The sequence below is a fragment of the Sulfitobacter noctilucae genome, assembly GCF_000622365.1.
Lineage (GTDB): Bacteria > Pseudomonadota > Alphaproteobacteria > Rhodobacterales > Rhodobacteraceae > Sulfitobacter > Sulfitobacter noctilucae.
On record NZ_JASC01000002.1, the window covers coordinates 79,779 to 103,211 of the forward strand.

Here is a 23,433-nt window from a genome sequence, read left to right on the forward strand (position 1 = left end):
GTCATCTGGACGCCCTGAAATGCTGCGGTCTCGACCAAAGTCTGCAATGTGGACTGCGGCCTCAGCAATTCGGCGGTGAGGTGAACGGCAGGTTTGGACCGCTCGTGTCGATCGACATAAGGGCGGGGTGCGGACGTTCGCTGCGAGTTTAAAGCTCACCGTCAATCCAGTAGAAATCGGGGTGTCTGAACCGATGGCGCACTTTGGCCAACAGTGGAAAATGAACCATTTCAGCAACCGCTTGGCCTTGTCGATGGACTTCTCCTAAAATTGAATTTCTTGTAAAAGGAACGCTTTGGTCGAGGTAGCTGCAGCAGTACACGGCAAAAGGCACTCTCAGTCGACTTCACTCCGCCAAGGTGGATCTGCTCCCGCGCGGGATACCGTGATCCCCGCTATATTCGCGCCAAACCTGATCGCGCGCTACAGCGTGCGGGCCGATATGTTCGAAATACCTGCTTCAATCAGATTTCCGGTCCCGTAAAGGTTTGCAAGAACGCCCGCATTGAACGTATCACCCGCGCTTACAGTGTCCACAACCTCCGCGCGGGTTGCAGATACATGAACTTCAGTTCCTGTATTGAGATAGCCGATTGCACCCTCTCCGCCGCACGTCTTGATCACCGCTGCAGGTCTCATTGCAAGTACAACGCTTGCTTTGCTTTTCAACGTTGAAGGTCCTGAAAACAGCCATTCAAGGTCATCATCAGAAACCTTGATAAGGCCCGCAAGGGCCATGGCGGTCTCAAGGCGCGACCGACAAGCTGCAACATCCTTGACAAATCCTGGTCGTATATTCGGATCGATCATGACCGGGCGGCGGGGTCCTTCGTTTTCGAGAAGCGAGATATAGGCATTGCCACCCGGTTAACAAGCCAGGCTGATCCCCCCAAGTAAAGAGCCCTCACGCCTGCGTGCAGCTGTGGGATCTCCTCGGGTTCCAACATGTGCCCCGCTAAGTTTTCGTCGAAGAAGGTATAGGTCGCGTGCCCGTCTACGAGATGTACAAAGGCCAAGGTTGTTGGACGATTGGACGTGATGATTTAAGACGTATCTACTTGGCTGGCAGTAAGTTCTACCGCAAGTGGTTGACCAAACATATCTGTCGAAAGGCCGGTCGAAATTCCGAGCCGACCCAATGCGATCGCCGCGTTGAATATGGCCCCGCTGACATGAAGAATGAACCCCTTCGAACCCGCTACTGTCGGGGCGGGGATCATATCAATCAAAGCTTCACCGCAGCATAAAATCATAGGATCATTCGTTCTGGATGATAGCCGACGGAGCAGCTGGCGATGCCATCAGGATTTGGTCACCAGCGATGACGACATCGCATGGCAAACTGTTTTCATGCACTAATTTCGCATTTGGCAGATCGCTATCGTTCGTTTTTTTTGCTGCCTCTACTTGGCTTAGGCCGTGATCCGCCCAACGTTGCAGCAAACGCCGCCGTAATACCTGGAGCTCGACATCGATACTGATGGAAAGGTCCCACAGGCGGGCAAGCTCCTGCCAGTGGGGCTGATCCAGCATTAGATAGTTACCTTCTACAATTATCGTCTCGGTGGCCGGTTGAATTGCCCCCGCACCTGCGATGGACAGGTCGCGGGATCGGTCGAAGGTGGGAAATATAACGTCATCCTCTGTTCTGAGCCTTCGGACCAGATGCAGAAAACCCGCAACATCAAAGGTGTCAGGCGCACCTTTGCAGTGCAACATCCTGCGATCAGACAGAAGGTTATTGTCCAGATGAAAACCATCCATTGGAATGACCTGTATGTGCTGGTCCCTCTTGGCAAGAGCCTCTGCCAGTGTTGATTTTCCACTTGCAGGAGCGCCGACCAAGGCGACCAAACGCCGCTTGCCGGTAAATGGCGCGGCGTTGATCATCTCGTGCAGATCTGTATGTAGGGCCACCTGTTTTATGCCGCTTCAGGAATGGCGGCACCCGTCATATATGCTACTGCGTCCGACATTGAATGGTCCTTTGGGTCAATAAGGCAAAGCCGTTTGCCAAGACGGTGCACATGGATGCGGTCTGCTACTTCAAAGACGTGCGGCATGTTGTGGCTGATCAAGATAATTGGAATGCCGCGGCTTTTGACTTCGAGGATGAGCTCAAGGACCTTGCGGCTCTCTTTGACGCCAAGGGCGGCCGTCGGTTCATCAAGAATAATGACCTTGGAGCCAAAAGCCGCCGCGCGTGCGACAGCCACGCCCTGACGCTGCCCCCCTGACAGTGTTTCCACAGCCTGATTGATGTTCTGGATTGTCATCAGGCCAAGCTCGGACAGCTTTTCGCGGGCGACTTCTTCCATGCGTTTGCGGTCAAGCTGGCGCAAGACAGTCCCTAGAAAACCGGGTTTGCGCAGTTCTCTCCCCATGAACATGTTGTCCGCAATGGAAAGCGCGGGCGACATGGCCAGTGTTTGGTAAACTGTTTCAATGCCTGCGTTGCGCGCATCGATCGGCGTGCGGAAATGGATTTCTTTGCCTTCCAAAGTGACAGTCCCCGCATCGGGGATGACGGCACCGGAGATCGCCTTGATCAACGAGCTTTTGCCAGCACCGTTGTCACCGATGATAGCAAGAATCTCACCCGGCATCAGATCGAAATCGCAATGATCGAGTGCAGTAACCTTGCCGTAGCGTTTGACCAGTCCACGGGCTTTCAACATCGGTTCCATCAGGCTGCTACCTTTCTAATCCATTGGTCCACTGCGACCGCGGCGATGATCAGCACGCCGATCAAGAGATATGTCCATTGTGCGTCAGCGCCTGCAAGGCGGAGCCCCAGTGTAAAGACCCCGACGATCAAAGCACCGAAGAATGTACCCAAGATCGAGCCGCGGCCCCCGAAGAGAGATATGCCGCCGATCACGACCGCCGTGATGCTCTCAATATTCAGCAGCTGACCGGAGGTGGGAGAGACCGACCCTATCCGCCCGATCAAGGCCCATCCCGCAAAGGCGCAAATCAGGCCCGCGATGGCGTAAACCGATATGATCGTTTTCTTCACATCTACTCCCGACAGCTCCGCTGCATCGGGATCGTCACCGACGGCGTAGACATGCCTGCCCCAGGCAGTGTGCTTCAGCGCATAGGCGAGCAGGATAACCAGAACCAACAGGAAGATTACGCCGAGCGTGAAGATCGCACCGCCCACATTGAATTTGGTGCCCAGAAGTTGAAGCAAGGGCGCCTCTGTAGCGATTTCCTGACTGCGGATTGTCTCATTTTGGGAATAGAGGAAGTTAGCTGCAAGCACGATCTGCCACATACCGAGCGTTACAATAAAAGGAGGTAGCTTCATCACTGCGACGAGCCAGCCATTAATCGTCCCGATCAAAGTACCGAAGGCAAGACCGCAAGCGACGGCGATTTCAGGTGGCAAGCCATAGCGGAAGGTGAATTGCCCCATGACCACGGAAGAGATGACGGCAATCGCACCGACGCTCAGATCAATGCCGGCGGTTAAAATGACAAGGCTTTGCGCAGCGGCAACAATGCCGACGATCTGGACCTGCTGCAAAATGAGAGTCAGAGCGAAGGGAGAAAAGAATTTAGACCCCAGTAACAGCCCAAAGACGATAATTGAGGCCACAAGAACGATCAATGGCACCAAGGCGGGTGTCACATGTAAAGCGTGATGTATCTTTCCAACAATCCCCGAAGAGGTTTCGTCGAAACGCGCGACATCGGTGGCGCTGTTCGAGGCCGCCGCCTCATAATTATCTCCGGTGGACATTGCCCGCTCCCGTTAGGTTGACTGTGCTGTGAGGCCTCGCGTGCGAGGGTGTTGCCGGGCGAGGATACCCACCCGGCAGCGTTCGTGCATAGGACTGCTGAGGGTTAACCCCAGCACAGTTCCTTGCCTTCAGCGACGCTGATGCTGTCAACGCCATCCACTGCTTTGTCGGTCACAAGCGCTACGCCGGTGTCAAAGAAATCTTTGCCTTCGGTTGCCTGAGGTTTCGTGCCGTCCTTAGCAAACGCGGCAATCGCCTCGATCCCTTTGGATGCCATCAACAGCGGATACTGCTGCGATGTGGCACCAATAACGCCATCCTCAATGTTCTGGACACCGGGGCACCCGCCATCGACGGAAACGATCAGCACATCGTTCTCACGACCGATGTCTTTCAGCGCTTCATAGGCACCCGCTGCGGCAGGTTCGTTGATTGTGTAAACAACGTTGATGTCCTGATCCTGCGCCAGAAGGTTCTCCATCGCCTTGCGGCCACCTTCTTCGTTACCGGCTGTTACGTCGTTGCCCACAATACGCGGATCGGTTTCATCGCCCCATTTGCTTGCATCACCAAGGTCGATACCAAAGCCTTGCAAGAAACCCTGATCGCGCAGAACGCCAACGGTCGGCTGGCTGACGGCAAGGTCAAGCATAGCAATTTTCGCGTTCGCGGCATCATCACCCAAAGAAGCGGCAGCCCATTGACCGATTAACTCACCTGCAAGGAAGTTGTCGGTTGCAAAGGTCATGTCGGCGGCATCAATCGGATCGAGCGGTGTATCAAGTGCTATCACAAGGATACCTGCATCGCGGGCCTGCTGCACGGCCGGTACGATAGAGGATGTGTCAGATGGCGTCAAAAGGATGCCTTTCGCGCCATTGGCAATGCAAGTTTCAATCGCGGCCACCTGTGTCTCATGGTCACCGTCAATTTTGCCGGCATATGTGTTCAGCTCCATCTCAAGCTCTTCTGCCTTAGCCTGAGCGCCTTCGCGCATCTTGACAAAGAAGGGGTTTGTGTCGGTTTTCGTAATCAGGCAGGCCGATACCGAATGCGCATCAGCCGATGCCGTGCTCGTCATTGCGATCAGACCAAGCGCGGTCCCTGCGATAAGTTTTTTCATCATTTTCTCCTCCCAGAAAGATTTGATCAACGTCACGAATCGCAGCGTTGCCATGGTGTCAAAATTTACAAAAACTCGAGGTCTGTCAATTAATAAATCATGTTGACTTATTAATTGGATCATACGAGAGTCTGCCGATATAGTTGCAAGGTGTGAGTGCAGTTGATGAACCAGGTTAACGCCATAGGCGCGGGTGGGCGCCCACATCACGAACCGCATCTCAACCCGAACGAGCGCGCTATTCTATCCCTTCTGCAACGCAATGGATCGATGCCAGGCAGTGATCTGGCTCGGCAGACCGGGCTGTCCGCCCAAACGATTTCGGTCATCCTGCGAAAGCTGAAGAGCAACGGTTTGACGCAACAAGGTAAGCCGGTGCGCGGAAAAGTCGGCAAGCCTTCGGTTCCGATCACGCTTGATCCGCTTGGGGCACTCTCTGTCGGGTGCAAACTGGGGCGCCGTAGCTGTGATCTGATCGTTATGGATTTTTGCGGCAAGAAGCTGTTCGAGCGCAACCTGACCTACGATATTGCGATTCCACAGACCGTTTTCACCTTTCTTGAGGAAAGCTTTGCGGATGCTCTTGGAGAAATTGGTGCGAAAGCTGCGGAACGACTATGCGGTTTCGGCATCGCAGCCCCTTTCGAAATCTGGAAATGGGGTGCCTCGGACGGCAATACGCCCGAAGAGTTCCTCTCTTGGAAGGATTTGTCATTCGAACGTGAAATTGCCCGGTTCACCGATCTGCCGGTCTTCATGCTGAACGACGCGACAAGCGCATGCTGGGCCGAGCAGCTTTATGGCGGGGGACGGCAATTCAATGATTATGCCTATTTCTTCGTCTCGACCTTTATCGGGGGCGGTATCGTCCTGAACCAGTCCGTGTACGAAGGCACCAGAGGCAATGCCGGGGCGTTCGCCCCTCTACGCGTCGGGGACCGCGCCGGCCGAACGCAACAACTGCTCGATGTAGCATCTGTTCATGTTCTTGAGACCGCGCTTGCCAAGTCAGGAAAAGACTACCGCGACCTCTGGAAAATCCCGCAGGACTGGTCTGGTTTTGAGGATGAGGTCAAAGATTGGATCGACGGGGCGGCACACGCAATCGCACAAGCATGCATGTCGGCCTGCGCTGTCATCGACTTTGAAGCGGTCATTATCGATGGTGCGCTTCCGAGAGATGTGCGCAAAAGGCTGGTCGAAGCCGTTCGCGCAAAACTTTTGAACGAAGACAGCCGCGGTTTGCTCGTGCCGGACGTAGCCGAGGGCGTTATCGGCGGCGGTGCGCGTGCGCTCGGCGCTGCCTGCGATCCGATATACAACCAGTTTTTCGTAACATCGCAGCTCGTCTGACTGACAGGGAATATTCGGTATGAAGCGGTCTGAGATAAATAGACTTCTCGAAGACGCAGGCGAGATGTTTGAACGGTACGGTTTTAGCCTACCGCCCTTTGCGCATTGGAGCCCGACCGATTTTGTCGCGCATCAAAGTAGTGCCGCGCATCTGATCCAATCACGCTGCGGCTGGGATGTCACAGATTACGGTGCTGGGCGTTTTTACGAAATGGGTTTGGTTCTGTTCACATTACGCAATGGTGTTTTAAGTGACCTGAATGCCGGTCAGGGTATGTGCTATGCCGAGAAACTTCTGATATCGCGGCAGGACCAACTTTCTCCAATGCACACGCACATTATCAAAGCCGAAGATATCATCAATCGCGGAGGCGGTACTTTGGTGGTTGAGCTCTTTGGCTCGGACGCCAAAGGAGGCTTGGACCTTCACGGCGGTGGCAACGTGATGTGCGACGGCCTATTGTTTCCCTTCAAAGCAGGCGACAAGCTTAAGCTTGCACCGGGCGAGAGCATCACGTTACGCCCCGGCGACTGGCACGCGTTTTGGGCCGAAGGCGCAGATGTGTTGATCGGCGAAGTCAGCACCGTCAACGATGACGAGAGCGACAATATATTCTATGAACCAATCACGCGCTTTTCCCAGATTGCAGAGGATGCAGAGCCAGAGCGGCTTTTGGTAAGTGACTACGCTACCCATTTTCTCGCATAGTCTACTGAACACGATCAATCTCTGCTGCTCGCCTATCTTGAAGCGAGTTGCTGCTACTTGCTTTGAGCGAGTGACTTAGTATGGGACCGTCACCGAACGTGAACACGAATGTGCTAATTTAATTGGGCGGTCGCAGCACACTTATAAAAAAGTGATCGGACACGTCCTGATAACAAAAGTCTTATGGTCGTTAGATGGGCCAGTTTTCGTATTTTTCACTCGTCGTGGCCATCCTAAGAACTTGGCCGCACCGCAGCGTACCGATCTGTAGATGAATGACCGCTATGGGCCGTAAGTGCCAGACCATCGACACATAGTTGCACTTCATCCATATATACGCATTCTCCTCCAAATTATCCCGTGTGCTGCAGCCGATGAAACCACTTCCACTTAGACCCACGTTGCCCCATCGCGAAACAATGCCGTCATTTGTTTCACGGATGGCCGCGATGAACCGTGTCGGCGTCGCGGATTTCTGCTTTGACATGGGTTTTTTTCCATCAAGAGGATAATCAATCTTGAACCCGAGGCCGTAGGGCGTATCGCGCAACTCGCAGGGCTGGATACAGCGGCCTACTCCAGCCTACTTTCATGGACCGGCGAACGATCAGGTAATGTCCGGATGGGCTTTAGAAATGAGACCTTCGTCTCCCGAGCGCTGAAAAATCCAAAGATGAGAGGCTGTCCTGTTTGCCTGAGAGAGGACGCACAAACCAGTACAGGGGCGCCCTTGGAGGAAATGGCGATGCGAGGGGATTGGCAACTGCGCGAGGTTTCTATCTGCGTGAAGCATCAACATCCTTTGGTAGTTCTTTGGGAAAGAACAAGCCCGACGGAGCGCTTCAATATAAGCACTCGGCTGGGTAATATTTTGCCGCAATTGCTTGACGGCAGTTTTGAAATGCCGCCGATCATACCATCGGCATATGACATTTGGCTTGATAAGAGGCTTGAGGACGGCAGTGATGCATCTTGGCTGGCCGAGTACTCAATTTATGCAGCATCAACGTTCTGTCGGCTATTGGGCGCTGAGCTTTTGCGGCTGCCGGAAAACGCTGGCTTTGATTCCCATGATCGGATCAGAGCGGCTCAGTCTGCTGGGTTTGATGTGGCAATCGGGGGCGAAACCTCGATTAATTACGCACTTGATGAACTTGCTGCCCACGCGTCTTCGCACAACGACCTACCTAACAAAGCATTCGGGGGTTTATACAAAGCCCTTGCGAGACCATATCTTCACGAAGAGTGCTTTGACGCGTTTCGTCGTATTCTTTGGGAACGTATCGTGGCGATTTGGCCCGTTGCTGCTGACGAAGTGATCCTTGGGCACTCTTTGCCAGAACGTAGGCTGCATTCGTTGCAATCCGCTGTTAAGGAAACTGGCCTTGGTACATTCCTGTTGGATCAGTTTCTGATTGAGGCAGGTGCATATAGCAAAGAAGACGATAGGTCAGCGCCCCGCAAAACGTTTGACGTCAACAAGTACGCGTCCTTACTCGCCGAAGTGCCCGACCTTGTTGGTCCAATAGAAATGAGCAAGGCGATGGGTGCGACGCTTAAACAACTCAAGAGGCTTGCGGAAGATGGTTGCTTGTCCCCAGGACAGAAATAGCTACCATCAAGGCACCTTGGCGTCTGGAAGATGGCGTCAGCCTTATCAACGAGCTGAATGCCAAGGTCATAGTGATTTCCGTGACCGATTGTGATTGGGAACTCATTCAGAAGGCCAGATCACGCACGCAGATAAGCGTTGGGACGATCATCCAGTGTATCCGCGAAGGCGCACTGCGGATTTCATCAAGAGAAGGAATGCAGGGGTATAAGAATTTCTGCGTCAACAAAAAAGAAGTCGATCAGCTGGTCGCAGATAATTCGGAGGGTTTAAAAAAGAAGCCCCAGTATCCTGACGGCGTTGTGAGTACGGCATCTGCGTTTGGACGTTCCATTGGGATGAGAGAGAACGAAGCATTTATAAGGTTGGTGCGCGCAGGACATACGCCTGCAAGTCATGTCGATATCTCGACGGCTGGCAAAAAAAGATTTTATGTAACAGAGGACGATATTGCCGCGTTTCATCGAGATTATCTCACCCAAAATACGATGGCAGTTGAGTTTAACGGGTTCTGGCGAACACTTATTGCGCGACTGCAGGCAGCAGGGGTGAAACCGTTTACCTCAGGAAGAGAATAGTACGGTCACCTATACCTGCGTGCCGATGTGGAAGAGTTATTCCGCAATCCGTGATTGTTGAGATGACTCTCTAATGTAGCAGTGGCCGAGTATAAGCAATTTCTGCTCGCGTGATCATTCGCTTGACAGTCCTAAGGCTCGGCCCTCCGATACTTCTCTGACAAGACATAATGATCTCTTCGATACCTGCGATCGCTTCATCAGGAAGATCGTGTGCTCTACCCAGGCGCCATGCAAAGCCAACAAGGTGCTGCTTTGAAACTGGTGGCAGGTTCAGCGGTGGGCAGCGACTTAGAAGGGGCTCGGGAAGGCCATGCAAGCTATTGGCGGTCAGGACCCAACCGACCCATGAGAGATCAAACTGGACGCGATAGTAGGGGCATTGCCAGGTCTTCGCTGTCATGCTTTCCAGTAGGGGCAAAAGTGCATCGGTCAGGCTGAACCGAAGCCCCTTCCGTGAACTTACTTCACCGGCCTTTTCCACTTCGTCGACAACCATGATCGGGTTGGCACATTTCTCTCTGAGGATCGTCTCGATGACCTTACCAGGCCCGGCACTACCCCAACCACGCTGAGTGCCAACCAAAGCGAAGCTGCCAGGCTCACCCGTAGCCTCGACAACCGTCGTCGGCACTTCGAGCAGCTTCCCCAACCTTCGCGCCCAGTGTGACTTTCCGATACCGGGTGGGCCGAGGAGGAGAAGCGGCGCGAATTTGAATCCGGGCCGACCCTCACGCACGGATTGCCGCATTGCGTGCCAGATGTGCTCGGTGGCGGGGCTCATCCAAGGCATGTCCTCGTGCAAAGTTGCAGCAAGGACATCAGCATCGTGTTCGGTAGAAACTCTCGAAACCGTCGCGCCGCTCTGCACTCTGCGAAGGGCATTGCGCTCATTGGTGCTCAGGTGCTGCATCCCTGTCGCCGCTTCCTGCCGTTCAACATATGTCATAGCGAGCCGTACGATCTTCATCTTGTCTTGCATTGAGAGGGAGTTCGCAGAAAGGTCGAACGTTTCCTCCGGTCCGCCTTCAGCAATCCTATCAACCTGTTGAGCAACGAATCGCTGCTCACGAAAGCCTCTTAGAAATTGGGCAAATCTACGCTCGAGATCGGCAACTGTAGGTGTTTTGTCGAAGACGCGAATATTCGCAATTGGGATGTTTGATTTCAGCATAACGGATTCCTTTCAGATCCCGGCGCACAGCTTTGCCATGCAGCGGCTGCCTGACCAGAGGCCTGACATTGGGTTTGATATGAAAGGCTCCGGAGCCTTTGAACAGACGGTGAACGAATGGTTGGGGGCGAGCCAACAGGGCGAGAACGCATTTGTGAGAGGATGCAGAGGAAGCTTCGCCTCGCAGCTTTGCTTCCTAAATATCTGATTTTAATCAGCCAATTTAGTGCTTCAGATCAGCGCATCAATAAAACCGTCTTTTGTCCGAAAGACGGTCTTTGGATGTCCAACGTCGCTACAGTCAACTATTCCACTGGCGATCCCGGAAGGACTCGAACCCTCAACATCCTGATTAGAAGTCAGGTGCTCTATCCAGTTGAGCTACGGGACCGCTGCGCAGTCTTGTCTCGCAAATTGCGGTGGTGTGCAAGACCGTCGGGAGCAGTTGACACATTGTGCCGTCGACGAAATCTTTGGCACCGCATCTGGCCAGATCTCAGTGCGTCCAGGCACCGCGTCGACCGGTTGCGAAGTTGTCGCCGTAGCCGCCGGGGCGCACGTTTGGTTTGCGTTTGTGCGGCGTCTGTATTTGCACGTCAATGCCATGATCACGAGCGTATTCGACGGCCGCTTCTTTGGTCTCGAAAGTCAGCCGGACCTGCGCTTGGGTGTCGGAAGATGACGTCCAGCCCATCAACGGGTCGACTTCGCGTGCCTCTGTTGGCGTGAATTCAAGCAGCCAATGGTTGGTTTTGGCAGTGCCCGAGGACATGGCCGTCCGGGAGGGTTGAAAAATGCGTGCGCGCATGAAGAGCCTCGTTCGCTGAAAGTGGGTCTCTTATCCGCCAAATGGCAGGTCGGGGCAAGGGGCACCGGCCCGCCAAGGGTTTACCAATTCAGCAGCAACCCTTGCTTTATGCTGCGGCGCAGCATAATTATGATGTTTATTAGTGGAGCATCGCGATGCAACCTTACGATTTGTTTAAGTTACAACTAAACCTGACAACGCTGATGATGGAAACGCAGACCGTCATGGCGTTGCGTGTCATGGGAATGAGCGGTGTGATTCCCGCGCATCGTGGAGAGAATGACCGCATGGTAAGCGAAAAGGGCCCGGCCATGGCCAAGGCCTTCCATGCGGCGACCAAGGCCGCCTTCGCAGGCGCACGGCCCGATCAGGTGTTGAGTGCCGCGATGGTACCTGTGAGCAAACGGGTCAGTGCAAATCGCAAGCGCCTGTCCAAATAAACCGGATTTCCTCCTGATCCTGTCGGTTTCTGGCTGCAATCCGCGCTGCTCCCTTGAACACCGTGCAAAAAGCGACAACTTGGTACTCTGACAGCCAAGGAATGCCCAATGCCCTACGCCCAGACAGATCGATCTGATGTTATGCCGATATTGGCCAATCCGGCACCCGACGTGCGCAATCGGGAAAAGCTGGAAGGCGGCAAGACATTCGTTCTGAAAACAGAGTTCGAAGCAGCGGGAGACCAACCCACTGCGATTGAGGAGCTGTCTGCTGGTGTGCGTGACGGGGACCGGGATCAGGTGCTATTGGGGGCGACAGGCACCGGTAAGACTTTCACGATGGCAAAAGTCATCGAAGAGACCCAGCGGCCGGCCATCATTCTGGCGCCGAACAAGACACTGGCCGCGCAGCTTTACGGCGAATTCAAAGGGTTCTTCCCGGACAATGCCGTGGAATACTTCGTCAGCTACTACGATTACTATCAGCCCGAAGCCTATGTGGCGCGGTCCGATACCTTTATCGAGAAAGAATCGCAGATCAACGAACAGATTGACCGCATGCGCCATTCGGCCACCCGGGCGCTGTTGGAACGGGACGATGTGATCATTGTGGCGTCGGTATCGTGCATCTATGGCATCGGCTCGGTCGAGACCTATGGTGCGATGACGCAGGATCTGACGGCAGGTAAAAGCTATGACCAGCGACAGGTAATCGCCGATTTGGTGGCTCAGCAGTACAAGCGCAACGACGCCGCGTTTTTCCGGGGGTGCTTTCGGGTACGGGGCGACAGTTTGGAAATCTTTCCCGCTCACTTGGATGACCGCGCATGGCGGCTGTCGTTCTTTGGCGAGGAATTGGAAAGCATAACAGAATTCGATCCGCTGACGGGTGAGAAGACCGGCAGTTTCGACAAGATCCGCGTCTATGCCAACAGCCACTATGTCACGCCGAAACCCACGATGGGGCAGGCCATCATCGGCATCAAGAAAGAATTGCGCACGCGGTTGGACCAGTTGGTCGGTGACGGCAAACTGCTGGAAGCACAGCGGCTGGAACAGCGCACGAACTTCGATCTCGAGATGCTGGAGGCGACTGGCGTTTGCAACGGGATCGAGAACTATTCACGCTATCTGACAGGCCGTGCGCCCGGAGAGCCGCCGCCCACTTTGTTCGAATTTATCCCTGACAATGCGATTGTCTTTGCAGATGAATCCCACGTCTCCGTGCCCCAGATCGGCGGCATGTACAAAGGCGACTACCGGCGCAAATTCACGCTGGCAGAGCACGGGTTCCGCCTGCCCTCTTGTATGGACAACCGCCCATTGAAGTTCGAGGAATGGGATGCGATGCGCCCGCAGTCAATCTTCGTCTCTGCCACACCCGCCGCATGGGAGATTGAGCAAACAGGCGGTGTCTTCACCGAACAGATCATCCGCCCCACTGGCCTGATTGATCCGCAGATCGAGATTCGTCCTGTCGAGATGCAGGTTGATGATTTGCTCGACGAAGTGCGCAAAGTGGCCGCCGATGGCTACCGCACGCTGTGTACGACACTGACCAAACGCATGGCCGAAGATCTGACGGAGTATATGCACGAACAGGGCATTCGTGTCCGGTATATGCACTCCGACATCGACACGATTGAACGTATCGAAATCCTGCGCGACCTGCGCTTGGGTGCGTTCGATGTGCTGATCGGGATTAACCTGCTGAGAGAGGGGCTCGATATTCCCGAATGTGGACTTGTCGCCATTCTGGACGCCGACAAAGAAGGGTTCCTTCGGTCCGAGACCTCGCTGATCCAGACCATTGGCCGCGCGGCGCGCAACGCCGAGGGTCGTGTGATCATGTACGCCGACCGCATCACCGGCTCGATGGAGCGGGCGATAGGAGAGACGGAGCGCCGTCGTGCCAAGCAACTGGCCTATAATGAAGAACACGGCATCACGCCGATGACCGTGAAGAAGAACGTCGAGGATATTCTGGCCGGGCTTTACAAGGGCGACGTGGATATGAACCGCGTGACAACGCAGATTGATGACAAGCTGGCCGGTTCCAACATGCAGGCGGTTCTGGACGGCCTGCGCACCGACATGCGCAAAGCCGCCGAGAACCTCGAGTTTGAGGAAGCCGCACGGCTACGCGACGAGCTGAAGCGGCTCGAAGCCGTTGATCTTGCGATTGCCGATGATCCGATGGCGCGGCAGTACGCGGTGGACAAGGCTGTAGACGATGCCAAGAAAGCCTCTGGCCGCAGCACAATGGGTCGGGGCGGTATGCGAGGCGGAGTGAAGCGCAAGAAAGGGCGGTAGCCTTCAAGATGCGTTTGCAACGCGGGTCTTACTCATAATTTCAGCTCGTTAGCACACCGGTGAACCTTTTCTTCGTTCGCGCATCTTCGCTGAATGTCTCCGTCTTACGCGTGGTTTTGCAGGTTCTGTCTTGTGATCTCGTTTGAAGAGGAAAGCACATTCTGGGAACCAAAATGTCGCACCTTCGTTGATACCCCAGAAAAGTTAATTCATGAACGAGGAAACAAAAATGGAATATGGCATTCTTGGTCTGATCATCCTGATCGCAGACATTTACGCAATCTATCAGGTACTTACATCCGGCAGCTCGACACTGTCCAAAATCTTGTGGTCTCTGGCCATTATCGTACTGCCTGTACTTGGTCTTCTCATCTGGCTGATCGCCGGCCCACGCGGAGGCTCCGTCCGCGTCTAACCTCTAATATTTACGGAACGATCAAAGCCCGAAGCTCTTCGCTTCGGGTTTTTTCATTGCGACAGTTTCGTCACAGATTCTTACAACCTGAACAATACATAATCCGACATCAGACCACCTGTGGTAATCACCTCTCACGGAGGTGCCATGCAGATATCACTTACAACTCTCTTGATTGCAGTTTCATTCACAGCGTCCATGGCGCAGGCCGGCGCGTGGCTGCGCGATAAAGGCACGGGATTTGTGTCTCTATCCTTTGGAGCAACGCAGTTTTCCGAAACAACCAATGCCTTCTATCTCGAATATGGTCTGACCGAAGGAACAACGGTCGGATTGGACGTCAGCACCTTCACCAACAGCGAAAACGTACGCAACGGCTTCGGCAACCTTTTCGTCCGCCGCAGTCTTGGGTCCGTTGATGGACCCCACCGATTTGCTTACGAAGTCGGCGTCGGAGGTTTGTGGGGCAACGAGATGCAACTGCCAACAGTCAAGACGAGCGTCTCCTGGGGACGTGGCTTGTCCGTCTCAGATCGCAGTGGCTGGATCAATTTGGATGGCGCATTTATCTACGAGCCTACCTTGGGCGAGCATATCACCAAATTTGACGGAACAATCGGCATGAACTTTACCGATGTCACGACCGGATTGCTCGAGGTCACTGTTTCGCAGCAGAATGACGATACCTACGGTGCCGTGGAACCCTCTGTGCTGATCACGCCGAGAAACAGCTCTTTCCGGTTCAAGGTGGGTGCGCAGATTCCGATCGAAGAACAGGACAAGTCCGCTTTAAAACTCGGTGTCTGGCACACGTTCTAGAGTGCCCCGCTTCCCTGAAAGGAGCGAGGCAATATTGCTTAGCGGCTGTCCATCCGTACCGTCGCCAAGATCCGCCCGCGGACCGCACCGGGCCAAACCACCTGAATCTGATCGCGATCCGGTCCACGCGAGGTATCTACATAAGGCATGTTGTACTGACGTACGTTGCTCGCGTTGCGGATCGGACCAAGCGCCATGACGCTGTCGACCTGTACCGCTTGTCCACCGAAGGGCAACTCATCTGCCGCATCAATCACCCATGCATCATCCTCTGTGGACTGGGTATAGTCGATGGTCGCCGGGTTCGAGGGCTGGATCGTCACCCCAAGGTACGAATTCCCCTCCATCATCACATTCTTGCACCGCGTCATATCCAGATCGGCAAAGGTCGTGTCCACCCTGTCTACCCTGTCGATAAAGCCGTTCAAACTGCGATACCGATTGCCGATAATCGACACGCCATTCAGGAAGTGCCCTGCCCCGTGTGGTTTGACCACGATATAGCTGAACCACGGGGCCACATCGCCGGACAGGAACATGTTATCCACCACACTCAGCGCGCTGAAAGAGAAACCCGATGTGAAGGCGGGATTGGGGTCGTGCTCGTTCGTCCATTCGATAAAACAATTGTCGATGTAATTGTTGGAAATCACCGTACCGACGCTGTTGCTCGCCAGAATGATCCCCCCCGACCGAACGCCGTTGGTTACCCCATCCCCTTGGAAAAAGTGGTTGCCGGTAAAGATGTTGTTTGACCCGCCCAGCAGACCAAAGTGCCGGAACCGTGTGGCACGGTTGTTGCGGATCTTGGCATCGTTCTGGTTCACGTTGAACCCGATGCTGCGGCGGGCAGGCACATCCAGCGCATCTTCGGCTGACAGGAACTGGTTGCGGTCCAGCATCATGCCCTGGCAGCCCGTCCCGACTGATGTGATGCCACGATCCGACGGACGGCTGATGAAACAGTCCCGCACATGAAAGGTGATCCCGCCGCGCGCCAGCATGATGGCCGAGCAGCGGTCGTTGCACTGAAACTCAATGTCAGCCATCACAAACTTGCTCAGCAAGTTGAACCCGCTGAAATCAATCAGGTATTTGAACCGCCGGAAGGTAAAGTTCTGCCGCCCTTCCGCATCGTACAATGGCTTGTTCAGCGTGATCTCCTGCCGGGCAAGGTTCTTGTCGCGAACGTAAACCTCGCGACCTACGCCTGTGCCCTCCACCAATGACCCAATCGGAATGCTTGCCACATTGTTGACCGAGGTCAGCGTCCGCGCATCATCAGCGGAATAGGTTGCGGCAGAGGTATAGACTTCGGTGTCCCAAGCGGACCCTGCCGCGGCTTCCAGTTGTCCGTTGCGAATGACGCGGCGCGTTGCATAAGAGTTCGTCCCGGGTACCGTCAGTTGCATGTCCAACGGTTCGGTGATGTTCACTTTGCGCCCGCCCATGTCTAACGCGTCGTGGTCGGCGTTGTTCAACAGCGCCTGAAAGGCCTTCTTGAACGCCAGTTCCTCATCCTCGAACGCCTCGATATAGGTGGGCAGGTCAAAGTTTCGCCGCAGCAGCAGGACCGCCGTACCCGGCATCACCACCCTGCCCTCGAATTTCACAGGCGTGTCGATGGTGATGTTGTTTTGCAAACGAAACACCCCCGATGGCACATAAACGGTCCGCCCGTTCGCCGCCGCGTTGGCGGCTTCAAAGGCCGCGGTGTTGTCTGTCGTCCCGTTGCCGATGGCCCCATAATCAACCACATCCACGGTCGAAATCATGTCGCGCAGAAAGACCGATGTGACATCTTCGATCTGGATGTCATCAACCCGGATGATCCCCCCATTCGGCCCAACCAGATCGATGCCGAAATGTCCGTAAATCGGCTCTGTCCCCCAGACCAGATCCACCCCGCCCCGCAGTCCAGAACCGACGATCGCGCTGATCTCGACCACCTCGCCATAGCTCTCCAGCGTTGTGAATGTCGAAAACTCTGGCAGACCGTTGACGCGACTTCCATTACCCCGCGCCGGATACCCGCCGATACGCACCGACGGCAGGTTGCCACTGATTGCTTTCACGCGGGCCGAAATGCGTAAGTAGCATCCCGGTTGCAGAGGCGTTTCACCCATGAACCGTAGCTTTTGTGTGTTCTGCGTCTTCAGCAGTTCCAGTGAGCCCGAAAAATCCGGGTCGGCGGCCACGAACAACCCGTTGGTCGCATTCTCATAGGTATCCGATCCAGGCGTGCCATCCCCGCTCGACCAAACATCCAACCCAGCGGCAAAGGGTGTCGGCATCAGTACCACGCCATCGGTTATCGCTTTGTTCATCAAATATCCCTTTCTGCGAGAATGCGCAGCGCAAGCGCCAAAGCATTTCGTCTGATTGCCCAAACCCCGACAGGTGCCGGATTAAGGACAGGGAAATAAACGCAAGGTGTTAATCGCGACCAAGGCGAGCGTACGCACAGCTTTGCAACACCACATGCCGTAGACGTACAAAAGCCCGGCATAAAAACCGGGCTTTGGTCATTCGTTCAAATGATTAAAGGCTCAGGCCGTGGCTCCTGGAGCATCCAGAATTTGAACCCCGCCGATACGCCACCCCGCCTCGGTCTGTTGCATCCGGTACAGCAGCACATGGGTAAAACCCTTCTGATCCGTGATCTGCACCTTTTGCCACATGGAGCCTTCGTATTCTTTCAGCTCAAGATAGGTGACTTCAGCAGGCCGCCAGACCATCGGGTAGCCGCTTGTCACCATTCTCTCGAAATTCTCCGGGCTTTGGAAAAGCCGCTGCAGCGTCGGCGTGGCGTAGGTAAAGGCCTGTTCAAAATTATCGGCCTTGAAAGCATCAAGCTGACCGTTGATCGTGCTTTCAATCTCTGTCTGTTGCGCAGCAGCCCCTGTGGTGAGCATGACCGACAGGATGATCCCGCCCAACATTCCTACGATAGCTTTCAACATGATCTCGCTCCTGCACTGCCTTGATCTATGGTAAGTCACGGCAGCTTCAGGGCAAGAGTTTCACGCCGCCAGAAGTTTTCCGGCCAGTGCATCATCGATCAGCGCGACAGTCTCCTCGACACCATAAAGCGCGATGAACCCGCCGAACCGCGGACCTTGGCTTGCACCCAACAGGACTTCATACAGTGCAGTGAACCAGTCGCGCAGCGGATCAAACCGTTCTTTCCCAACGGCAAACACCATCGTCTGCAAAGCTTCCGCGTCCAACCCGCCATCCCAGACCTTGAGGTTGTCGCGCAGTTCCTCCAGCGCCTCACGCTCCAGATCGCTGGGTGCGCGGAACACCTTATGCGGCTTCACAAAGTCGTTGTAATAGCGCACCGCATGGCCCGCAGCCGCATCCATGCCGGGGTTCTGCTCCGCGGATGCCTCGGGCGCATAGCGCTGGATAAAGCCCCAAAGCTTCGATTTGTCCTCCGCTGACGATACAGATGCCAGGTTCAACAACATCGAAAACGGCACAACCATATCCGACTTCGGCACATCACCACCGTGGATATGCCAGACCGGATTGTTCAACCGGCCCTTGGCATCTTGCCCCTCATAAGCCCGCAACTGCTGGTGATATTCATCCACCGCCTTGGGGATCACATCGAAATGCATCCGCTTTGCCGTCTTGGGCTTAAGAAACATGAAGTACGACAGCGATTCAGTGCTCGCATAAGTCAGCCATTGGTCAATCGAGATCCCGTTGCCCGACGACTTTGAAATTTTCTGACCGTTCTCGTCCAGAAAAAGCTCATAGCTAAAGTGGTTCGGCTTCTTGCCGCCCAAAATTTCGCAAATCCGGTCATAGATCGCCGTGTTTGTTGCGTGCTCCTTGCCGTACATCTCGAAATCGACATCCAGCGCAGCCCAGCGCGCACCGAAATCGGGCTTCCACTGCAGCTTCACATTGCCGCCTGTCACCGGCAGGGTCCATTCCTTGCCGTCTTCGTCATCAAACGTCACGGTGTGGTTTTCCGCATCCACATGTTTCATCGGCACATAAAGAACGCGTCCCGTTTCGGGATGGATCGGCAAAAAGATCGAATACGTCTGCTGGCGTTCTTCGCGCAGGCTCTTCAGCATCACTGCCATTACGTCGTCATAGCGCTCGCAGGCCCGCTTCAATATCTCGTCAAATTCGCCCGCACGGTAGAACTCGCGCGCCGAATAAAACTCGTATTCAAATCCAAAGGTATCCAAAAACCGGCGCAGCATCGCGTTGTTATGATGACCAAAGCTCTCGAACTCGCCAAAAGGGTCCGGCACGGATGTCAGCGGCTTGTGCATATGCTCGGCCAGCATCTCTTGCTGCGGGACGTTCCCGGGCACTTTGCGCATGCCGTCCAGATCGTCGGAAAAACACACCAGCTTGGTCGGAATATCCGAGATCTCCTCAAACGCCCGCTTGATCATCGTGGTGCGCAACACCTCACCGAACGTGCCGATGTGCGGCAAACCAGAGGGGCCATACCCAGTCTCGAACAGCACAAAACCCTTTTCGGGCGGCGCTTTTGCATAGCGTTTGAGAACCGCGCGGGCTTCTTCAAAAGGCCAGGCCTTGCTGCTCATCGCGGCGTCGCGGGTCTCAGACATCATGCTCATCCATTGTTCGGCCATTCTGCGCCCCATGCGCTCAGGCTGGCGTGTACCTATTGCGTCCCCTAGGGTGCGTCAATATTCTGCACCGCAACAATTCCGCGCAAAGGACAGACCCATGAACGACGCTCCCTCCCTTTCGCTCAGCGCACAGGATTGTCTCGTCGCTGTCATGGTTGCTGTTTCCGCCTCGGACGGGGACATCGGCACAGTCGAGCTGATCAAGATTCAGTCCGCTGTGACCACGTTGCCGGTCTTTGTGGAATATGATGTCGATCGCCTCAGCCTTATCAGCAAAACGGTCTTGGACCTTTTCGAACAAGAGGACGGGCTGGACGCGCTCTTTGGCCTGATCCGCGAAGCCCTGCCGGACCGGTTATTTGAAACCGCATATGCGCTTGCCTGCGATGTAGCCGCTGCAGACGGCACATTGGACGAGGGCGAACTGCGCCTGCTCGAAGAGATCCGCTACGAGCTTGAAATCGACCGCCTGCATGCAGCCGCCATTGAGCGTGGTGCGCGGGCGCGGCATATCCACTAGGCTTTTGCGCGCCCGTACAACGCGTCCCAGCGCTCGATCAAAGCCTGCTGTACCCGCTTTGCCTTTCGATTCCATTCGCGTCCGCCACGTGGCCCTTCACGCTCCGCGCGGCTGATCTTGGCCCGCTCCGCCGGATCGGCGGTAAAAATTGCAAACACCATCTCCCGTCCGTCCTGCGCGGTAATGTAACCTGCCAGCGTTGAGACGAAATTCAATGTGCCGGTCTTGGCATCAACCCAGATGGTCTGCTCTTTTACTGGCTTCCCCTTGCTGTCGCGAAACCCGAACTCTCTGAGGATACTGCGGAATCCGCTGTCCCGCACGGCAAGCAGGGCGCGCGCCATATCAAGCGCCGTTAACCGTGAGGCATCACCCAGTCCCGAATGGTCCACAAGCGCCGGTGCTGTCATGTCCAATGCCCCCGCCGCCCAGCGGTTCATCTCTGCCGCCGACGCCTGCAGGTCGGTGACAGGCCCCAGCCTTTCTTGCGTAGCTGCCAGCCCCACCATTTCCGCCGTCAGATTGGTCGAGAACCGCAGCATGTCGCGCAGAATCTGACGCAGCGGGGCGCTTTGATGGCTCAGGATGACCTCGTGCTCGGGAAAGGTATCGATCATCTGGGGTTTGCCCAACCTGATGCCATTGGCCCCCGCCATCGTGGCAAAGACCTCACCCGCATAAAGCCCCGGCTTGCGCACCGGCAGCCACCGCGCACCCCCACGCCCCAAGGCACCTTTGGCAACGGTCCATTGGTCACGCCCGCCCCGATCACGGTAGGTATAAACCGGCGCTGCCCGATCCTCGATCCGCATGGCGGCAAAGGTCACATCGGGGCGGTATTTCTCGGACCGTCCATCCATGGTAACGCTATAATTCCCGTTGGCGCGCTTCCATTCGAAATGAACCCTGTTGAAGTTCAAAGCGATCCCCGTCACTGCGGGATTGTACCCCACATGGTCGGGTTGCGCGGGATCAATCCGCTGCAAGACCGGCAGGCCCGCTTCGAAAACTTTCAGACCACCTTTGACAGAGACAATCCCCGCTTCTTTCATCCTGCTCGCCATCTGCGCCAGCGTATCAGTGTCCAGTGTCGGATCACCACCACCAATCAAAAGGATGTCGCCCTGCACCTCGCCTTCGACGATGCCACCCGTTGCAGCGATCTGTGTCTCGAACTGATGCGCAGCACCCAACGCATCCAGCGCATAAAGTGCTGTAATCGCCTTGGTCACACTGGCAGGTGGTGTCGCTGTCTGTTCGTTCTCGCATTCCAGCCAACTGCCCGTTTCCGCATCCGCAAGCGCGAAGGACACGCGACCGGACAACCTCTGCTCCTTGATGATTTCCGCCGCCGTCGGAATTGCCTTGATATGGAAATCCGGCGCACGCAGCATTGGCCGCAGCGAAGCCGTGGGCGGCGCAGCCGAAACGGCCTGACCCAGCCCGGCAAATGCGGCGGCAGAACCCAAAAAAGCGCGGCGAGAATATCGTATGTTCATGCGGCCAAGTTAAACCGCACAAGCCCACATTGCACAAGCAGGGCGCGATCACATTTTCATCGCCAAGGGTGCATGCTAAGGCCGAATGATGTTTCGCGCAGTCCTTATCATGTTCGTCGCCATGTCGCTGATCCCTGCGGGTGATAGCGCGGGAAAGCTACTGACCACGACCCAAGGTGTCACACCGGTCTTTGTCGCTTGGTCACGCTTTGTGCTTGGGGCGCTCTTGGTCCTCCCCTTCCTGCCTGCCGGCACTTGGGCGCTTATGCGCGATTGGCGCATTTGGGTGCGGGCGGGTGCTTTGGCCTGCGGGATCACCTCGATCCAGACGGCACTGCAAACAGCAGATGTGGCAACCGTGTTCGCCGCTTTCTTTATCGGGCCGATGTTCTCTTATGTGCTGGCCGCGATATTCCTGCGCGAACCTGTCACGCCATTGCGCTCCTTGCTCATCCTTGCGGGGTTCGGCGGGGTCTTTATGGTGGTCCGTCCCGGCATCAATGTAGAACCCGGTGTCCTTTGGGCCGTTGCAGCGGGGCTGTTCTATGGCGCGTTTCTGACAATGTCGCGGTGGTTGACCGGCGCAGGCTCACCGATTGCGCTCATTTTCAGTCAACTGTCGCTCAGCGCGCTGTTTCTGCTGCCCTTCGGCCTGCTCAACCTGCCTGTGATGTCGGCCAGTGTATCCGCTCTGACGCTCACATCGGCAGCCTGTTCCATGCTAGGCAACCTCCTGTTGCTCTATGCCTACCGCCTTGCCCCTGCGACAAAGATCGCACCTCTGGTCTATTTCCAGCTGATCGCGGCGGTGGTGCTGGGCTGGGCTGTCTTTGGCGATTTGCCTGATACATGGACATGGGCAGGCCTTGCGGTGATCGTTGCCGCTGGCCTCGCTTCAACCCGCCTCCGCTGACCAATCGCCCCGCGCCCGGATCGCCGTCGAAGACGCTGAATTCATCGGGACATTTACAAAACACCACGCCGGTGCCTCCGCCCGCGCCAACAGATGACCAAAGCGTCCCGGTATCCGGTAGGGCGCATACAGCGCTGCTGCGCGACTGAGCCGCGCCGAGATACGTTGTCCGGGCCGGGCCAGCACGCCGATGGGCACGCTTTGCATGATACCGCGCCAGTCCTGCCATTGATGGAACTGCGCCATGTTATCGGCCCCCATCAGCCAGACAAACCGCACCTGAGGGTAGAGGTTTTGCAATCGCGCCACCGTCTGCGCGGTATACCGCGTCCCGATCCGCGCCTCGATGTCCGTTACGGTCACCCGCGGGTGCTGCATCACCTGCCGTGCCCATGCGACCCGATCACCCAGCGGAGCGGGACCGCGTGATTTCAGCGGGTTGCCGGGGCTGACCAACCACCACACTCTGTCCAGCCCAAAGCGTTTCATCGCCTCGCGCGTGATATGCGCGTGCCCTTCATGGGCCGGATCAAAAGACCCTCCCAGCAAGCCCACCGTTTGACCCGCAGCAGCATATGGAAACTGATGGCGCATTAATACCGCCCCCGACCTGATACAGGGGCGGAAAAGACGGGTATCCGGCACCATTGTCAACGCAGCTTAGCCCGGTTTGGCAGGGCAACTGATCAGGCGCCCCCCCTTCGAAATGCAGATCGGCCCGCCTACCCGCACCACCGCAGGTCTGCGTTGATCTTGCCGCATCCCCGCGATATTGCGTCT

The 23,433-nt window shown here is 55.7% G+C and carries 22 protein-coding genes and 1 tRNA gene; 10 read left to right on the forward strand and 13 right to left on the reverse strand.

Going from position 1 to position 23,433, the window contains the following annotated elements; all coding sequences use genetic code 11:
- Positions 1 to 423: 423 nt before the first annotated feature.
- The 5 genes from Z945_RS20985 to Z945_RS0101570 form a co-directional block, all read right to left on the reverse strand.
- On the reverse strand, positions 424 to 810 hold the full coding sequence (locus Z945_RS20985) for a PfkB family carbohydrate kinase (RefSeq protein ID WP_338152097.1): 387 nt from the start codon (positions 808 to 810) through the stop codon (positions 424 to 426).
- Positions 811 to 1,257: 447 nt separating this feature from the next.
- The gene (locus Z945_RS0101555; RefSeq protein WP_025050365.1) at positions 1,258 to 1,890 is read right to left on the reverse strand and encodes an AAA family ATPase; all 633 of its coding nucleotides are present in this window, start codon (positions 1,888 to 1,890) and stop codon (positions 1,258 to 1,260) included.
- A gap of 32 nt (positions 1,891 to 1,922) precedes the next feature.
- Positions 1,923 to 2,687: an ATP-binding cassette domain-containing protein gene (locus Z945_RS0101560; protein ID WP_025050366.1), complete on the reverse strand. Its 765-nt coding sequence runs from the start codon at positions 2,685 to 2,687 to the stop codon at positions 1,923 to 1,925.
- Positions 2,687 to 3,748, reverse strand: a complete 1,062-nt coding sequence (locus tag Z945_RS0101565; RefSeq protein ID WP_025050367.1) for an ABC transporter permease — start codon at positions 3,746 to 3,748, stop codon at positions 2,687 to 2,689. The genes Z945_RS0101560 and Z945_RS0101565 overlap by 1 nt, the downstream gene beginning before the upstream one ends.
- Before the next feature lie 104 nt (positions 3,749 to 3,852).
- Entirely contained in the window at positions 3,853 to 4,872 is a 1,020-nt protein-coding gene (locus Z945_RS0101570) for a sugar ABC transporter substrate-binding protein (protein WP_025050368.1), read from the reverse strand.
- 165 nt (positions 4,873 to 5,037) lie between these two features.
- Here Z945_RS0101570 and Z945_RS0101575 point away from each other — a divergent pair, with 165 nt between their 5' ends.
- From Z945_RS0101575 to Z945_RS0101595, 4 genes are all read left to right on the forward strand, one after another.
- Positions 5,038 to 6,225 (forward strand): ROK family transcriptional regulator, encoded by a 1,188-nt coding sequence (locus tag Z945_RS0101575; protein ID WP_025050369.1) that lies wholly within the window; start codon positions 5,038 to 5,040, stop codon positions 6,223 to 6,225.
- A gap of 19 nt (positions 6,226 to 6,244) precedes the next feature.
- Positions 6,245 to 6,934 carry a D-lyxose/D-mannose family sugar isomerase gene (locus Z945_RS0101580; RefSeq protein WP_025050370.1) on the forward strand — a complete coding sequence of 230 codons (690 nt, stop codon included), beginning with the start codon at positions 6,245 to 6,247 and terminating at the stop codon, positions 6,932 to 6,934.
- 541 nt (positions 6,935 to 7,475) lie between these two features.
- Positions 7,476 to 8,546 carry a TniQ family protein gene (locus tag Z945_RS0101590; protein ID WP_277618908.1) on the forward strand — a complete coding sequence of 357 codons (1,071 nt, stop codon included), beginning with the start codon at positions 7,476 to 7,478 and terminating at the stop codon, positions 8,544 to 8,546.
- Positions 8,522 to 9,124, forward strand: a complete 603-nt coding sequence (locus tag Z945_RS0101595) for a hypothetical protein (RefSeq protein ID WP_025050373.1) — start codon at positions 8,522 to 8,524, stop codon at positions 9,122 to 9,124. Before Z945_RS0101590 ends, Z945_RS0101595 begins: the two co-directional genes overlap by 25 nt.
- A 70-nt stretch (positions 9,125 to 9,194) precedes the next feature.
- Here the strand turns inward: Z945_RS0101595 and Z945_RS0101600 are convergent, their stop codons facing one another.
- From Z945_RS0101600 to Z945_RS0101615, 3 genes are all read right to left on the reverse strand, one after another.
- On the reverse strand, positions 9,195 to 10,298 hold the full coding sequence (locus tag Z945_RS0101600; RefSeq protein WP_025050374.1) for an AAA family ATPase: 1,104 nt from the start codon (positions 10,296 to 10,298) through the stop codon (positions 9,195 to 9,197).
- A gap of 314 nt (positions 10,299 to 10,612) precedes the next feature.
- Positions 10,613 to 10,689 (reverse strand) — tRNA-Arg (locus Z945_RS0101610).
- Positions 10,690 to 10,794: 105 nt separating this feature from the next.
- Positions 10,795 to 11,106, reverse strand: a complete 312-nt coding sequence (locus Z945_RS0101615; RefSeq protein WP_025050376.1) for an ETC complex I subunit — start codon at positions 11,104 to 11,106, stop codon at positions 10,795 to 10,797.
- 155 nt (positions 11,107 to 11,261) lie between these two features.
- Here Z945_RS0101615 and Z945_RS0101620 point away from each other — a divergent pair, with 155 nt between their 5' ends.
- From Z945_RS0101620 to Z945_RS0101635, 4 genes are all read left to right on the forward strand, one after another.
- Positions 11,262 to 11,546 carry a hypothetical protein gene (locus tag Z945_RS0101620; RefSeq protein WP_025050377.1) on the forward strand — a complete coding sequence of 95 codons (285 nt, stop codon included), beginning with the start codon at positions 11,262 to 11,264 and terminating at the stop codon, positions 11,544 to 11,546.
- A 108-nt stretch (positions 11,547 to 11,654) separates the two neighbouring features.
- Complete coding sequence (gene uvrB / locus Z945_RS0101625) at positions 11,655 to 13,859, forward strand: excinuclease ABC subunit UvrB (protein ID WP_025050378.1); 2,205 nt, start codon at positions 11,655 to 11,657, stop codon at positions 13,857 to 13,859.
- A gap of 229 nt (positions 13,860 to 14,088) precedes the next feature.
- Positions 14,089 to 14,274 carry a PLDc N-terminal domain-containing protein gene (locus tag Z945_RS0101630; protein ID WP_025050379.1) on the forward strand — a complete coding sequence of 62 codons (186 nt, stop codon included), beginning with the start codon at positions 14,089 to 14,091 and terminating at the stop codon, positions 14,272 to 14,274.
- A gap of 147 nt (positions 14,275 to 14,421) precedes the next feature.
- The gene (locus tag Z945_RS0101635) at positions 14,422 to 15,093 is read left to right on the forward strand and encodes a hypothetical protein (RefSeq protein WP_152541023.1); all 672 of its coding nucleotides are present in this window, start codon (positions 14,422 to 14,424) and stop codon (positions 15,091 to 15,093) included.
- 38 nt (positions 15,094 to 15,131) lie between these two features.
- Here the strand turns inward: Z945_RS0101635 and Z945_RS0101640 are convergent, their stop codons facing one another.
- The 3 genes from Z945_RS0101640 to Z945_RS0101650 all read right to left on the reverse strand — a co-directional run bounded on the left by Z945_RS0101640 (position 15,132) and on the right by Z945_RS0101650 (position 19,697).
- Positions 15,132 to 17,420 (reverse strand): right-handed parallel beta-helix repeat-containing protein, encoded by a 2,289-nt coding sequence (locus Z945_RS0101640; protein WP_025050381.1) that lies wholly within the window; start codon positions 17,418 to 17,420, stop codon positions 15,132 to 15,134.
- 222 nt (positions 17,421 to 17,642) lie between these two features.
- The gene (locus Z945_RS0101645) at positions 17,643 to 18,056 is read right to left on the reverse strand and encodes a DUF4864 domain-containing protein (protein WP_025050382.1); all 414 of its coding nucleotides are present in this window, start codon (positions 18,054 to 18,056) and stop codon (positions 17,643 to 17,645) included.
- Positions 18,057 to 18,116: 60 nt separating this feature from the next.
- Positions 18,117 to 19,697 (reverse strand): lysine--tRNA ligase, encoded by a 1,581-nt coding sequence (locus Z945_RS0101650; protein ID WP_025050383.1) that lies wholly within the window; start codon positions 19,695 to 19,697, stop codon positions 18,117 to 18,119.
- A 121-nt stretch (positions 19,698 to 19,818) separates the two neighbouring features.
- Here Z945_RS0101650 and Z945_RS0101655 point away from each other — a divergent pair, with 121 nt between their 5' ends.
- On the forward strand, positions 19,819 to 20,241 hold the full coding sequence (locus Z945_RS0101655; RefSeq protein WP_025050384.1) for a tellurite resistance TerB family protein: 423 nt from the start codon (positions 19,819 to 19,821) through the stop codon (positions 20,239 to 20,241).
- Here Z945_RS0101655 and dacB read toward each other — a convergent pair.
- Positions 20,238 to 21,740 (reverse strand): D-alanyl-D-alanine carboxypeptidase/D-alanyl-D-alanine endopeptidase, encoded by a 1,503-nt coding sequence (dacB, locus tag Z945_RS0101660; protein ID WP_025050385.1) that lies wholly within the window; start codon positions 21,738 to 21,740, stop codon positions 20,238 to 20,240. The genes Z945_RS0101655 and dacB overlap by 4 nt on opposite strands.
- 88 nt (positions 21,741 to 21,828) lie before the next feature.
- Here dacB and Z945_RS0101665 point away from each other — a divergent pair, with 88 nt between their 5' ends.
- On the forward strand, positions 21,829 to 22,653 hold the full coding sequence (locus tag Z945_RS0101665; RefSeq protein WP_025050386.1) for a DMT family transporter: 825 nt from the start codon (positions 21,829 to 21,831) through the stop codon (positions 22,651 to 22,653).
- On the opposite strand, the gene Z945_RS0101670 is transcribed toward Z945_RS0101665, so the two are convergent.
- Complete coding sequence (locus tag Z945_RS0101670; protein ID WP_025050387.1) at positions 22,636 to 23,247, reverse strand: nicotinate-nucleotide adenylyltransferase; 612 nt, start codon at positions 23,245 to 23,247, stop codon at positions 22,636 to 22,638. The genes Z945_RS0101665 and Z945_RS0101670 overlap by 18 nt on opposite strands.
- Positions 23,248 to 23,433 lie beyond the last annotated feature (186 nt).